Here is a 13,095-nt window from a genome sequence, read left to right as displayed (position 1 = left end):
AGGGAGCCAAGGGAGCGTTGGCGGGGCGGCACAATGCAAAAAGCCGCTACAGGCTGGCTGTAGCGGCTTGCCTGGACGGGTCCAGTCCTCAGGCGGCAGTAGCTGCTGCTGCTGCGGCGGCGACAGCCGCCTTGTTGACGCGCTGTGGCAGCTTTTCCTTGATACGTGCCGACTTGCCGCTGCGGTCACGCAGGTAGTACAGCTTGGCACGGCGCACGTCACCGCGGCGCTTGACTTCGATACCGGCGATCAGCGGGCTGTAGGTCTGGAACGTACGCTCCACGCCTTCGCCGCTGGAGATCTTGCGCACGGTGAAGCCGCTGTTCAGGCCGCGATTGCGCTTGGCAATCACCACGCCTTCGTAAGCCTGCACGCGCTTGCGGGTACCTTCCACCACGTTCACGCTCACGATGACGGTGTCACCAGGCGCGAATGCGGGAATGGTCTTGTTGAGGCGGGCGATTTCTTCCGCTTCCAGGGTTTGAATCAGGTTCATTTTTACATCCAACGATCATGTCCGCGCCAAAAATGGCAGCGTCGGGATTGACGTCTCAGTGTTTCGCACAAACGGCAGGAGCCTGCATGCTCCACATGTTTGCTCAGCAAAACGGCCGGCCAGAGGATCGAAAAGCCTTTGATTATAGCAAGTCAGCGCAACTTGGCCAATACGGCCTCGTCGGCAGGCGTGATGCGGCCTGCCTGGCGCGCTGCGGCGATCAGGTCGGGACGGTGGCGCACGGTGACGGCCAGGCGCTGATCACGCCGCCAGCGCTCGATCTGCGCGTGGTGGCCGGACATCAGCGCGGCCGGCACGGCCTGGCCCGCCCACTCTTCGGGGCGGGTGTAGTGGGGGCAGTCGAGCAGGCCGTCGAGCGCGGGGTTGAAGCTGTCGAGCTGGTGGCTGCCCTCGTCGTTGAGCACGCCAGGCTGCAGGCGCGCTACGGCATCGAGCAGGGCCATGGCGGCAATCTCGCCACCCGAGAGCACAAAATCGCCCAGGCTGATCTGCAGGTCCACATGGGCATCGATGAAGCGCTGGTCGATGCCTTCATAGCGCCCGCACAACAGCACGGCGCCCGTGCTGACAGACCAGCGCTCCACCGCCGCGTGGTTGAGCGCCGCTCCGATGGGCGAAAACAGCACCAGCGGAGCCTGGCCCTCGACAGGCTCGGCGCGCTCGGCGCGGATGGCGGCCAGGCAGCGCGCCAGCGGCTCGGCCAGCATCACCATGCCCGGGCCACCGCCAAAGGGCCGGTCGTCCACGCGGCGGTAGTTGCCCTCGGCCTGGTCGCGCGGGTTCCACAGCCGCACGTCGACCTGGCCGCCGGCATAGGCGCGCCGCGTCACGCCGCTGGCCAGAAAGGGCGCAAACAGCTCGGGGAACAGGGTGATGATGTCAAAGCGCATGGTGCGCAGCGGACCGCAACCGGTCGCTCAGTAGTCGGGCTGCCAGTCGACGGTGATGCGCTTTTCGGGCAGTTCCACCTTGTCGACGAAATGGGCCACGAAGGGAATCATGCGCTCCTGCACCTTGCCTGCCTCCTCGTACTCGAGCACCAGCACGGTCTGCGGGCCGGTGGACAGCAGTTCGCGCACGGTGCCCAGGGCCAGGCCCTCGCGGTTGACGACGGCCAGGCCGATCAGGTCCACCCAGTAGTATTCGTCGGTGGCGGTGGTCGGAAAGCCCGAGCGCGGCACGAAGATGCGCGCGCCGCGCAGCGCCTCGGCGCCGTTGCGGTCGTCGATGCCCTGCGCCCAGGCCACCACGGTGTCCGAGTGGTCCTTGGCCTGCCGAATCGGCAACAGCACCGTGCCGGAGAAGGTCTTGGCACCCCGCTCGGAGGGCTGCAGGTACCAGCTTTTGGCAGAGAACAGGGCTTCGGGGTTGCTGCTGTGGGGCACCACCTTGAACCAGCCTTTGATACCCCAGGCGTCGGCAATGCGGCCCACTTCGACGGCGTCGGCAGGCAGTTCTGCGGGTGCGAGGGTCAGGTTCGTGGCCATGGAATGGGTCTCGGAAATAGGAAAAGGGCGGGTTCCGCCAGGCAAGCCGACGGAACCCGCCCTTTTCAGGGAGCTTTAAGCAGCCTTCTTGGCAGCTTGCTTGATCAGGCGGTCCACGGTAGGCGAGGACTGGGCGCCCACGCTCTGCCAGTACGTCAGGCGGTCCTGTGCAATGCGCAGGCCTTCTTCGGTGTCCTTGGCGGTGGGGTTGTAGAAGCCCAGGCGCTCGATGAAGCGGCCGTCGCGGCGCACGCGCTTGTCAGCAACGACGATGTTGAAGAAAGGACGGCCCTTGGAGCCGCCGCGAGAAAGTCGAATGACGACCATGATTTATCCTTCGGGTGTTGGGTTCCGGCAGTGCCTGCCGAAAGCCATAGTGTTCGCAACCATATTCTCGCAACGCTTGAGACACGCGACATGGCCACCCGGCCAGCGACACGCTGCAAAGCCCGCGATTATATCCAATTCCCCATTCCATGCCCATTATTCGTCCAAGCACCGACGCTGACCTGCCTGCAATCACCGCCATCTACGCCCACCATGTGCTCCACGGCACGGGTACTTTCGAGATCGATCCCCCCACCGAAACCGACATGGCCGGCCGCCGCGCCGACGTGCTGGGCCGGGGCCTGCCCTGGCTGGTGGCCGAGCAGGACGGCCAGGTGCTGGGCTTTGCCTACGCCAACTGGTTCAAGCCGCGCCCGGCCTACCGCTTCTCGGCCGAAGACTCGATCTACGTGGCCGACAGCGCCCGCGGCAGGGGCTTGGGCCGACAGCTGCTGGCCGAACTGATGGTGCAGGCCGAGGCGGTCGGCGTGCGCAAGCTGCTGGCGGTGATCGGCGACTCGGCCAACGCCGGCTCCATCGGGGTGCACCGCGCCCTGGGCTTCACCGACGTGGGCGTGATGCGCTCCATGGGCTGGAAATTCGGCGCCTGGCGCGACATCGTGCTCATGGAAAAGACCCTGGGCGCGGGCGACACCACTTCGCCTGAATAATCCCCCCATGAAAAACAAAACCCTGGCCGCTTGGCTGGCCTTCCTGGGCGGCCCGCTGGGCCTGCACCGCTTTTACCTGCACGGCATGGGGGACATGCTGGGCTGGCTGCTGCCCATCCCCACGGCACTGGGGATCTACGGCATCCAGCGCGTGCAGCAACTGGGGCAGGACGACCATTACAGCTGGGTCCTGATCCCCCTGCTGGGATTCACGATCGCGGGTTGCGCCCTGCGCGCCATCCTGTACGGCCTGATGACGCCCGAACGCTGGAATGCCCGCTACAACCCCAGCGCCACGGCGGAAGCACCCGCTGGCCAGACGCAGTGGATCACCATCGGGGCCATCGTCCTGGCCCTGCTGATGGGCACCACGGTGCTGATGGCCAGCCTGGCCTTCAGCTTCCAGCGCTATTTCGAGTACCAAATCGAGGAAGCGCGCAAGATCTCGCAGTAGGCCCCTGATCCAACGAAAAAGCCCCTGCGGCGCGTGGCCGGCAGGGGCTTTTCTTTGGGCGTGCAGCAGCCGTCAGAACAACTGCAGGCTGACCCAATAGGCAATGGCTGCCACGAAGGCACTGGCCGGAATGGTGAGCACCCAGGCCCATACGATGTTGCCGGCCACGCCCCAGCGCACGGCGCTGGCGCGCTGGGTGGAGCCCACGCCCACGATGGCACCGGTGATGGTGTGCGTGGTGGATACGGGGATGCCCAGCGCGGTGGCCAGGAACAGCGTGATCGCCCCGCCCGTTTCGGCACAGAAGCCGCCCACGGGTTTGAGCTTGGTGATCTTCTGGCCCATGGTCTTGACGATGCGCCAGCCACCGAACATGGTCCCGAGGCCAATGGCCACGTAGCAGCTCACTATGGTCCAGGTGGGCGGCGATGCGTCGCTGGCCGAAGCGTAGCCCGTGGCGATCAGCAGCAGCCAGATGATGCCGATGGTCTTCTGCGCATCATTACCACCGTGGCCCAGGCTGTAGGCTCCCGCCGAGACGAGCTGCAGCCGCCGGAACCACTTGTCCACCTTGCTCGGCCTGGCGCGCCGGAAGATCCAGGCCACAGCCACCATCATCAGCGAGCCGAGCAGGAAGCCCAGCAGCGGCGAGACGAAGATGAAGGCCACGGTTTTCAGGATGCCGGCCGAGATCAACGCACCCGCGCCGGCCTTGGCGATCACCGCACCCACGATGCCGCCGATCAGCGCATGCGAAGAGCTGCTGGGGATGCCGTAGTACCAGGTGATCACGTTCCAGGTGATGGCGCCCACCAGGGCGCCGAACACCACGTGCGTGTCCACGATGCCGGGCTGCACGATGCCCTTGCCCACCGTGGCGGCCACGCTCAGGTGGAACACGAAGATGGCCACGAAATTGAAGAATGCCGCGAACAGCACCGCCTGCGCGGGTTTGAGCACACCGGTGGAGACCACCGTGGCAATCGAGTTGGCGGCGTCGTGGAACCCGTTCATGAAGTCGAACAGGATCGCAAGCGCCACGAGCAGAACGACAACCCACAGGGCTGCTTGTACGGTTTCCATGCTGCTGGGCCCTGCCGATCAGGAGTTCTCGAGGACGATGCCCTCGATGCAGTTGGCCACGTCCTCGCACTTGTCGGTGATGGTTTCCAGGAGCTCGTAGATGGCCTTGAGCTTGATCACTTCGCGCACATCGGGCTCCTCGCGGAACAGCTTGCTCATGGCGCTGCGCATCACGCGGTCGGCGTCGGATTCGAGCTTGTCGATCTCCTCGCAGGTCTTGAGGGCGGCCTCGGCCACGGCCGGGTCGGCGATCTTGTCGAGCAGCTTGACGGCGTCGCGCACGCGCTCGCAGCACTTGAGGCTCAGGTCGGTGAGGCGCGTGATCTCGTCCGTCATGTGGCGCACGTCGTACAGCGCCATGGTTTCCGCCGAGTCCTGAATCAGGTCGGCCACATCGTCCATGGTGTTGATGAGCGTGTGGATCTGCTCCCGGTCGATGGGGGTGATGAAGGTCTTGTGGATGGCCTTGTTGACCTCGTGCGTCACGCGGTCGGCAGCGCGCTCGGCGTTGTCCACGTCCTGGTTGTACTTGTCGCGCAGGTGGGGATCGTTGTAGTTGGCCACCAGTTGCGAAAAGGCGCGAGCCGCTTCCACGATGCGGTCCGCATGCTGGTTGAACATTTCGAAAAAATTGCCTTCGCGTGGCAACAGCTTGGCAAACAGCATGGGGGATGCTCCTGGAACGGGGGTCGGACTTCTTGAAAATGACAACGCCATGACAAAACCATGACGCCAACGTGACTGCCGGGAGTTTAACCGCCGGGCCGTTGCAAACCGGCCCGGGATCGATGGCAGCGGCTTCGCCCAGGTCGGCATCCCCGGGTCGGACCTACCCGCCAGGCACCCTCCGTCCTACAGCAAGCGCCGGTGCAGCACCTTAGATTGGGCATTCGCCCCGCGGGCATCTGTTGCCCGCCGAATTTCCCCACGTTCCAAGGACACCTTCCATGCCATCCTCGTTCCGCCTGATCCCCTGGCTGGTTGCAGCCGCCTGCGCCGCCACGGGCGTGCAGGCACAGACCAGCAGCGCTTCGCCCAAGCAGCGCGACTCTTTCATTCCGTATACCCAGCAAGGCTACTTCGGCCTGAGCGGCGGCCGCGCCAACTACGACCTCAATGCCGGCCCGCCGGGCACCGGCCTGGGCTTCGATGACTCCGACTCGGCCTGGAAGCTCTCCACCGGTGGCTATTTCCACCCCAATGCCGGCGTGGAGCTGAGCTACCTGAATGCCGGCAAGGCCCACCGCCTGGGCGGCACCACCAAGGCCGAGGGTGTCAACCTGAGCCTGATCGGGCGCGCCCCGCTGAACGAGCAGTTCGACCTGTTCGGCAAGGTGGGTACCACCTATGGCCGCACGCGCACTTCGGGCTTCTCGGGCCTGGGCGTGGCGACGGGCAAGGACAGCGGCTTCGGGCTGTCCTACGGCGTGGGCGCACGCTGGAACTTCAACCAGCAATGGGCCGCCGTTGTGGAGTGGGAGCGCCACAAGTTCCACTTCTCGGATGAGAACTCGGGCGTGAAGATGACGACGCTGGGCGTGCAGTACAAATACTGACCAGCAACTGGAGGGCTTGCGTCCTCCCCATGAAAAATGCCGTCCCGAGGGACGGCATTTTGCTGGCGCAGCGAAGCCCTTACTCGCCCAGGTAGGCGGCGCGCACCTTGGGGTCGCTCAGCAGCTCCTGGCCCGGGCCGGTCATGGTGATCAGGCCCGACTCCATCACGTAGCCACGGTCGGCGATGGCCAGCGCGCGGCTGGCGTTCTGCTCCACCAGCAGGATGGTCACGCCCAGGGCATACACGTCGCGCACTACCTCGAAGATCTTGTCCACCATGATGGGTGACAGGCCCATCGAGGGTTCGTCCAGCAGCAGCACCTTGGGCTGGCTCATCAGCGCGCGGCCCATGGCCAGCATCTGCTGCTCACCGCCCGACATGGTGCCGGCCAGTTGGTCCTTGCGCTCGCGCAGGCGCGGGAAGATGGTGAACATCTTCTCGATGTCGGCCAGGATGCCCGCCTTGTCCTTGCGGATGTAGGCGCCCATCTGCAGGTTCTCGGTGATGGTCATGCGCGCGAACACTCCACGGCCTTCGGGCACCATCACCAGACCGTCCTTGACAAGATCCCAGGCGCCCTTGCCCTTGATGCTCTTGCCCAGGTACTCGATGTCGCCATCGCCCATGGGCAGCGTGCCCGTGATGGCCTTCATGGTGGTGGTCTTGCCGGCACCGTTGGAGCCAATGAGCGAGACCAGTTCGCCTTCGCGCACTTCGAAGTCCACGCCCTTGACGGCCTGGATACCGCCATAGCCCACTTTCAGGCCCTTGACCTGCAGCAGTACCTTGTTGGATTTTTCGGCCATTCTCAATGTCCTCCGGTGCCCAGATAGGCCTCAATCACTTTTTCGTTCTTCTGCACGGTGGCAGGCGTGCCTTCGGCGATCTGCTTGCCGTAGTCGAGCACCGTCACGCGGTCGCACAGGCCCATCACCAGCTTCACGTCGTGCTCGATGAGCAGGATGGTGCGGTTGTCGTTGCGGATGCGGTCGATCAGCTCGCGCAGCTGCACCTTCTCGGTCGCGTTCATGCCGGCAGCGGGCTCGTCCAGCGCAATCAGCTGGGGGTCCGTTGCCAGGGCACGCGCGATCTCCAGGCGGCGCTGGTCGCCGTAGCTCAGGGTGCGCGCCTTGTAGTCGGCGAACTTGCCGATGCCCACGTAGTCGAGCAGCTCCTGCGCGCGCTTGGCGATGGCCAGCTCTTCGGCCTTGAAGCTCTTGGTGCGCAGCACCGCGCCCAGCAGGCCGGACTTGGTGCGGATGTGCCGGCCCACCATCACGTTTTCGAGCGCCGTCATTTCGGCGAACAGACGGATGTTCTGGAAAGTGCGGGCAATGCCCGCCTTGGCCACTTCGTGCACGGCCGTGGGCTCGTAGGGCTTGCCTGCGAGCTCGAACGTGCCGGAGTCGGGGGTGTACAGGCCGGTGATCACGTTGAAGAACGTGGTCTTGCCAGCACCGTTGGGACCGATCAGGCCATAGACCTGGCCGCGTTCAATCGTGATGCCTACGTCGGAGAGGGCCTGCAAGCCGCCAAAGCGCTTGGAAATGCCCGCAACCTTCAGCACCACTTCGTTGGATTTCTCTGCCATGTTCTAACTTTCGGTGGTGTTCAGGACTTCTGCGTGAGGCTCTTGCCATGGTCGGGCGCAGGCCACAGACCACGGGGGCGCATCAGCATGATGACGATCATGGCCACGGCAATCAGGAACTGGCGCAGGATGGCGGAATCAAGACGGCCATCGGTCATGGCCTGCAGCGGGCCGGCCACGTAGCGCAGCACTTCGGGCAAGGCCGACAGCAGCACGGCACCCAGGATCACGCCGGGGATGTGGCCGATGCCGCCGAGCACGACCATGGCGACGATCATGACCGACTCCATCAGGCTGAAGGACTCGGGCGAGACGAAGCCCTGGAAAGCGCCGAACATGGCACCCGAGACGCCGCCGAACGAAGCGCCCATGCCAAAGGCCAGGAGCTTCATGTTGCGGGTGTTGATGCCCATGGCCTTGGCAGCGATTTCATCTTCGCGGATGGCCATCCAGGCGCGGCCGATGCGCGAGTCCTGCAGGCGGTAGCAGATGATGACGCTGATGATCACCAGGAACAGGAACAGGTAGTAGTACAGCGTAACGGAGTTGATCTCGAAGCCGAACAGCTCCAGCCGCTTGCCCAGGTCCAGGCCGAAGATCTTGACCGAGTCGATCTGCCCCAGGCCCTTGGGGCCGTTGGTCAGGTTGACGGGGTGGTCCAGGTTGTTCAGGAAGATGCGGATGATCTCACCGAAGCCCAGTGTCACGATGGCCAGGTAGTCGCCGCGCAGCTTGAGCGTGGGCGCCCCGAGCACCGCCCCGAAGAGCGCCGCGACCAGCGCCGCCAACGGTATCACCACCCACAGCGAGGTGTGCAGCCCGTTGGGGAACATGGCGGCAAACGCGGTAAAGGTATCGGCCAGGTGGGGCGATGCCATCAGCGCGAACAGGTAGGCACCCACGGCGTAGAACGCCACGTAGCCCAGGTCGAGCAGGCCGGCGTAGCCGACCACGATGTTCAGGCCCAGGGCCAGCATCACGTACAGCAGGGCCAGGTCGGCGATGCGCACCCAGGCGTTGCCGAAGTACTGGAGGATGAGCGGGAGAATCAGCAGCGCGATGCCGCCCATGACCCATTTGGCAAGGTTGTTGTTCTTCATGGCAAAGGTCCTCAGGCTCGGTCGGCCACACGTTCACCCAGCAGACCCGAGGGGCGCAGCGTGAGGATGATGATCAGCACGATGAAAGCAAAGATGTCGGTGTAGTGGCTGCCCAGCAGGCCGCCCGTGAGGGTGCCGATGTAGCCCGAGCCGATGGCTTCGATCAGGCCCAGCAGAATGCCGCCGACCACCGCACCGGCCAGGTTGCCGATACCGCCGAACACGGCGGCCGTGAAGGCCTTGAGACCAGGCAGGAAGCCCATGGTGTGCTGCGCCGTGCCGTAGTTGGAGGCGTACATGATGCCGGCGATGGCCGCCAGCACGGCACCGATGATGAAGGTGGCCGAGATCACCATGTCGGGCTTGACGCCCATGAGCGAGGCCACGCGGGGGTTCTCTGCCGTGGCACGCATCGCGCGGCCCAGGTTGGTGTGGTTCACCAGGTACATCAGCGAGGCCAGGGCCACTGCGGTCACGCCCAGGATCAGGATCTGGGTCGGGGTGATGTAAGCGCCACCGACCTGGAACGGCGTGCTGGGCAGCATCGTCGGATAGGGCTTGTAGTTGGGCTTCCAGATGATCATGGCCAGCGTCTGCAGCAGGATGGACATGCCGATCGCGGTGATCAGGGGCGCCAGGCGCGGGCTGCTGCGCAGCGGCCGGTAGGCGACTTTCTCGATCACGAAGTTCAGGGTGGCAGCGACCACGCACGCGATGAGGGTGGCCAGCAGCAGGATAAGCCAGCCGGGCGCGCCGGGCATGGCCCCTTGCATTAACCCGATACAGCTCCAACTGGTGAGTGCACCGATCATGAGCACCTCGCCGTGGGCGAAGTTGATCAGTTGAATAATGCCGTACACCATCGTGTAGCCCAAGGCTATCAAGGCGTACATGCTGCCGAGAACCAGACCGTTGATGATCTGTTGCAGCAAAATGTCCATAAGAGAAGTCCTTCGTTTGTAACGCACCCCAAGCGCAGGCACCGGAATCGGTACAGCCTTGTGGGCCCGACTGCCATCTAGCAAAAAACCCGCCAGAAATGCAGCTGTGCGGGTTTGTGGACGGGATTGTAGCCAGTAGTGTCAGGAGCCCCTCTTCAGGATTGGCGGGGTTTTCCCTCGGGTTGCGGGTCCATCAGTGACGGGCCGGGCACATAAGTATTTTTGATACACGCAAGAATATTGCTGAGCAAACTTATTACCAGAATCATGCAAAATCGGCATAACGTCGGTTTTTCGCCGTTTCTCCTGCGGCCAATCAGTCCTCGGGGAGGTCGGCGCCATCGGCGGTGGTATTGCGATTGCGCAGCTCACGCAATTTCTGTGCGATCTTGATTTCGAGCCCGCGTTCCACCGGCTGGTAGAAACCAGGCGCCGGCATGCCCTCGGGAAGGTAGTTTTCGCCCGCCGCAAAGCCGCCCTCCTCGTCGTGCGCGTAGCGGTAGCCCTTGCCGTAGTCGAGCTGCTTCATGAGCTTTGTCGGTGCATTGCGCAGGTGCATGGGCACCGGGCGCGTCCCGTCCTGCTTGACCCAGGCGCGCGCGGCGTTGTAGGCCTTGTAGACGGCATTCGACTTGGGCGCCACGGCCAGGTAGACCACACACTCAGCCAGCGCCAGCTCGCCCTCGGGCGTGCCCAGGCGCTCATAGACCTCGGCCGCGTCGAGCGCCAGGCGCAGAGCGCGCGGATCGGCCAGGCCGATGTCCTCGCTGGCCATGCGCACCAGGCGCCGGGCCATGTAGCGCGGGTCGGCACCACCGTCGAGCATGCGCACCAGCCAGTACAGCGCCGCATCGGGGTCCGAGCCGCGCACGGATTTGTGCAGCGCGCTGATGGTGTCGTAGAACTGCTCGCCGCCCTTGTCGTAGCGGCGCATGCGCTCGCCCAGCACCTTGAGCAGCCAGGCGTCCGTGATCTCGGCCAGTTGCTCCTGCGTGGCCGCCATGGCCAGCGTTTCCAGCGTGTTGAGCAGGCGCCGGGCATCGCCATCGGCATAGGCCACAAGGCGGTCGACGGCGTCCTGCTCGATGGCGGGCAGCGCGTTGTGCGCCTGGGCCAGGGCCACGAGCTGCTGCAGGTCCTCGATCGACAGGGGCTGAAGCACGTACACGGCGGCGCGCGAAAGCAGCGCGGAGTTGACCTCGAACGAAGGGTTCTCGGTGGTCGCGCCGATGAAGGTGAACAGGCCGCTTTCCACATGCGGCAAGAATGCGTCCTGCTGGCTCTTGTTGAAGCGGTGCACCTCATCGACGAAGACGATGGTGCGCTGCTGCATGAGCCCATCGCGTGCCAGCTCGGCCCGCTCCACCGCCTCGCGGATGTCCTTGACCCCGCCCAGCACGGCGCTGATGCTGATGAACTGCGCGTCGAAGGCATCGGCCATGAGCCGCGCAATGGTGGTCTTGCCCACGCCCGGCGGGCCCCACAGGATGCAGCTGTGCGGACGGCCCGATTCGAACGCCAGGCGCAGCGGCATGCCCGGCCCCAGCACCTGCTGCTGCCCGATCACTTCGCCCAGCGTGCGTGGGCGCAGGCGCTCGGCCAGCGGCTGGTGGGCTGCGCCAGAGGAGGGAGATGGCGAAGGACTGCGGGAAGGACTCATGGAAAGAGCAGAAAGGGAACAGCGAATGGCATTCAGGTGAAGGCCCGGCGGCAAACTGCAAGCCGGTGGCAGGCCCCGATTCCAACACAGGCACATGCGCCAAACGCCGAAAATGTCACAGAAGCTTGCAGGCACTGGCGGCAGGCGGTGCCTGCATCGCTTATAAAGCCCGGCAGAACAACCACCGGCTTCGTTTTTTCCATGACCATGACACCCTGGCACAGGGCCCTGCGACTTCTCGTACTGGCCCTGCTGGGCTTTGTGCAGCCCATGCTCCCCGCCCATGCGCAGGAGGCCACCACCCAGGCCAGCACACCGGATGCGGCCACCGCCCTGGCGGGCTGGTGGGAGGAGTACTCCCCCTCGTCCAACATCGTGCAGTTCCTGCCCGATGGCACGGTCAGGCTCTACCTGAAGAAGGACGAGATCGGCGCGCTGCGCACCCTGGACGGCACCTGGAAGCTGGAGAACAACCAGACCACCATCGAGATGGTGTTCACTGTTCTCGGGCGCACCCTGAACCGCCAGGCACAGATATCCTTTGAAGGGGCCGAAATGGTCCTCACCGACAGCGGGGCGAAAAAAACCCGGCACCGCAGGCATTCGGGCCAGCTGCCTGCCGCCTACCGCTGGTGACAACACGCATTTGCATGATCCCACCTTTCCCCCCCAAGAACTGAACCATGACGCACCCACCAAGTTTCGCCAAACTCAGCCTGCTGCTGGGCCTGACCCTCGCCCTGCTGTGCGGCACCGCCCATGCCGACGTGACCGAAGCCGAGGCCATCGAAGCCCAGCTGGGCTCGGCCCTGGCTTCGGCCGATTTCGCCGCCAAGAACTGCCCGAACCTCGTCATCAACGACGACAAGGTGCAAGAGTTGCTCAAGCGCATCAAGAAGACGGCAGCAGACCTGCGCGCGGGCGAGGACTACGAAGACCAGGACAAGGTGGTGCAGCAGCTCAACAAGCAGCAGGGCCGCGCCATGATCTGCATGGTGCTGCCCTCCGCCCACGGCGGCTATGCGCGCGGCGTCATCCAGAAGAAATAGGCGCCAGCGCCACCCGCGGATTTACTGCTTGACCACGTCCGCCCCGGCGGGCGGCTTGAACTGGAAGGTGCCGGACGGCAGCGCCGCATTGGCCTGCATGCCAGTGAAGCGGATGGCCGAGCGTTGGCCGAAGCTGTCCAGGATGTCCAGGGCTGCGAGCTGCTCACCCGCAAAGCCCACGCGCACGCTCTGCAGCTGCCCGTCCTTGGCCTTGGGGCGTGCCAGCACCCACTGCAGGCCATCGGCCTCGGGGGCCGACTCCAGCGTGAAATCCGCCTTGAGCGCCGACAGGTCGGGCGCCGACGCCAGCAGCGCAGCCGGCGTGGTGCCCAGGGCCTGCGCCTGTGCGCGCTGCGTGACCTGGTTCAGGTCCACGTCATGCAGCCACAGGGTCTGTCCATCCGCCACGATGGTCTGCTCGAACGGCTTCTTGTAGACGAACTTGAAGCGCCCGGGGCGCTGGAACTCGAACGAGCCGCTGGAATTCTTGGTTCGCGCCGTCTGCCCCTCCTTGGGCGGCGAGGTCACCACCTGCGTGAAGTCGGCACGGCCCGTCTGGGTGCTCTTCATGAACGCTTCGAGGCTCTTGAGTCCGTCCGCACTGGCCCACTGGGCACTGGCGGCGATCACGATGGCTGTCACAATTTTTTTCAACAA

Annotated in this window: 17 protein-coding genes; 5 read left to right on the top strand and 12 right to left on the bottom strand. The window is 64.7% G+C overall.

Annotation, left to right across the window (positions count from 1 at the left end; all coding sequences use genetic code 11):
• Positions 1-88: 88 nt before the first annotated feature.
• From rplS to rpsP, 4 genes are all read right to left on the bottom strand, one after another.
• Complete coding sequence (rplS, locus tag QYL93_RS02435) at positions 89-496, bottom strand: 50S ribosomal protein L19 (protein ID WP_057202005.1); 408 nt, start codon at positions 494-496, stop codon at positions 89-91.
• Positions 497-648: 152 nt separating this feature from the next.
• Complete coding sequence (trmD, locus tag QYL93_RS02430) at positions 649-1,407, bottom strand: tRNA (guanosine(37)-N1)-methyltransferase TrmD (RefSeq protein ID WP_305742150.1); 759 nt, start codon at positions 1,405-1,407, stop codon at positions 649-651.
• A gap of 27 nt (positions 1,408-1,434) precedes the next feature.
• Complete coding sequence (gene rimM, locus QYL93_RS02425) at positions 1,435-2,004, bottom strand: ribosome maturation factor RimM (protein ID WP_305742149.1); 570 nt, start codon at positions 2,002-2,004, stop codon at positions 1,435-1,437.
• A gap of 75 nt (positions 2,005-2,079) precedes the next feature.
• The gene (rpsP, locus tag QYL93_RS02420) at positions 2,080-2,331 is read right to left on the bottom strand and encodes a 30S ribosomal protein S16 (protein WP_305742148.1); all 252 of its coding nucleotides are present in this window, start codon (positions 2,329-2,331) and stop codon (positions 2,080-2,082) included.
• 149 nt (positions 2,332-2,480) lie between these two features.
• On the opposite strand from rpsP, the gene QYL93_RS02415 reads away from it, so the two are divergent.
• A complete protein-coding gene (locus QYL93_RS02415) occupies positions 2,481-3,002 on the top strand; it encodes a GNAT family N-acetyltransferase (protein ID WP_305742147.1) in 522 nt (173 codons plus the stop codon).
• 7 nt (positions 3,003-3,009) lie between these two features.
• Positions 3,010-3,456, top strand: a complete 447-nt coding sequence (locus QYL93_RS02410) for a hypothetical protein (protein WP_305742146.1) — start codon at positions 3,010-3,012, stop codon at positions 3,454-3,456.
• 72 nt (positions 3,457-3,528) lie between these two features.
• Here QYL93_RS02410 and QYL93_RS02405 read toward each other — a convergent pair whose 3' ends face one another.
• Positions 3,529-4,539: an inorganic phosphate transporter gene (locus QYL93_RS02405; RefSeq protein ID WP_305742145.1), complete on the bottom strand. Its 1,011-nt coding sequence runs from the start codon at positions 4,537-4,539 to the stop codon at positions 3,529-3,531.
• Between the two features lie 18 nt (positions 4,540-4,557).
• Entirely contained in the window at positions 4,558-5,205 is a 648-nt protein-coding gene (locus QYL93_RS02400) for a DUF47 domain-containing protein (protein ID WP_007859787.1), read from the bottom strand.
• 281 nt (positions 5,206-5,486) lie between these two features.
• On the opposite strand from QYL93_RS02400, the gene QYL93_RS02395 reads away from it, so the two are divergent.
• Positions 5,487-6,095 carry an outer membrane beta-barrel protein gene (locus tag QYL93_RS02395; protein WP_305742144.1) on the top strand — a complete coding sequence of 203 codons (609 nt, stop codon included), beginning with the start codon at positions 5,487-5,489 and terminating at the stop codon, positions 6,093-6,095.
• A gap of 79 nt (positions 6,096-6,174) precedes the next feature.
• Here the strand turns inward: QYL93_RS02395 and QYL93_RS02390 are convergent, their stop codons facing one another.
• The 5 genes from QYL93_RS02390 to QYL93_RS02370 all read right to left on the bottom strand — a co-directional run bounded on the left by QYL93_RS02390 (position 6,175) and on the right by QYL93_RS02370 (position 11,389).
• Positions 6,175-6,903 (bottom strand): ABC transporter ATP-binding protein, encoded by a 729-nt coding sequence (locus QYL93_RS02390; RefSeq protein ID WP_305742143.1) that lies wholly within the window; start codon positions 6,901-6,903, stop codon positions 6,175-6,177.
• Positions 6,904-6,905: 2 nt separating this feature from the next.
• Complete coding sequence (locus QYL93_RS02385; protein ID WP_305742142.1) at positions 6,906-7,688, bottom strand: ABC transporter ATP-binding protein; 783 nt, start codon at positions 7,686-7,688, stop codon at positions 6,906-6,908.
• A gap of 20 nt (positions 7,689-7,708) precedes the next feature.
• Positions 7,709-8,788, bottom strand: a complete 1,080-nt coding sequence (locus QYL93_RS02380; protein ID WP_305742141.1) for an ABC transporter ATP-binding protein — start codon at positions 8,786-8,788, stop codon at positions 7,709-7,711.
• A gap of 11 nt (positions 8,789-8,799) precedes the next feature.
• A complete protein-coding gene (locus QYL93_RS02375) occupies positions 8,800-9,729 on the bottom strand; it encodes a branched-chain amino acid ABC transporter permease (protein ID WP_305742140.1) in 930 nt (309 codons plus the stop codon).
• Between the two features lie 316 nt (positions 9,730-10,045).
• Entirely contained in the window at positions 10,046-11,389 is a 1,344-nt protein-coding gene (locus tag QYL93_RS02370; protein ID WP_305742139.1) for a replication-associated recombination protein A, read from the bottom strand.
• 201 nt (positions 11,390-11,590) lie between these two features.
• On the opposite strand from QYL93_RS02370, the gene QYL93_RS02365 reads away from it, so the two are divergent.
• The gene (locus QYL93_RS02365; protein WP_305742138.1) at positions 11,591-12,025 is read left to right on the top strand and encodes a hypothetical protein; all 435 of its coding nucleotides are present in this window, start codon (positions 11,591-11,593) and stop codon (positions 12,023-12,025) included.
• 47 nt (positions 12,026-12,072) lie between these two features.
• On the top strand, positions 12,073-12,438 hold the full coding sequence (locus QYL93_RS02360) for a hypothetical protein (RefSeq protein WP_305742137.1): 366 nt from the start codon (positions 12,073-12,075) through the stop codon (positions 12,436-12,438).
• Positions 12,439-12,459: 21 nt separating this feature from the next.
• Here the strand turns inward: QYL93_RS02360 and lolA are convergent, their stop codons facing one another.
• Positions 12,460-13,092: an outer membrane lipoprotein chaperone LolA gene (gene lolA, locus QYL93_RS02355; protein ID WP_305742136.1), complete on the bottom strand. Its 633-nt coding sequence runs from the start codon at positions 13,090-13,092 to the stop codon at positions 12,460-12,462.
• Between the last annotated feature and the right edge of the window lie 3 nt (positions 13,093-13,095).

Origin of the sequence: Acidovorax sp. A1169, assembly GCF_030704685.1 — a bacterium.
Classification (GTDB): domain Bacteria; phylum Pseudomonadota; class Gammaproteobacteria; order Burkholderiales; family Burkholderiaceae_C; genus Acidovorax.
This window is presented reverse-complemented; position numbering and strand designations above follow the sequence as displayed.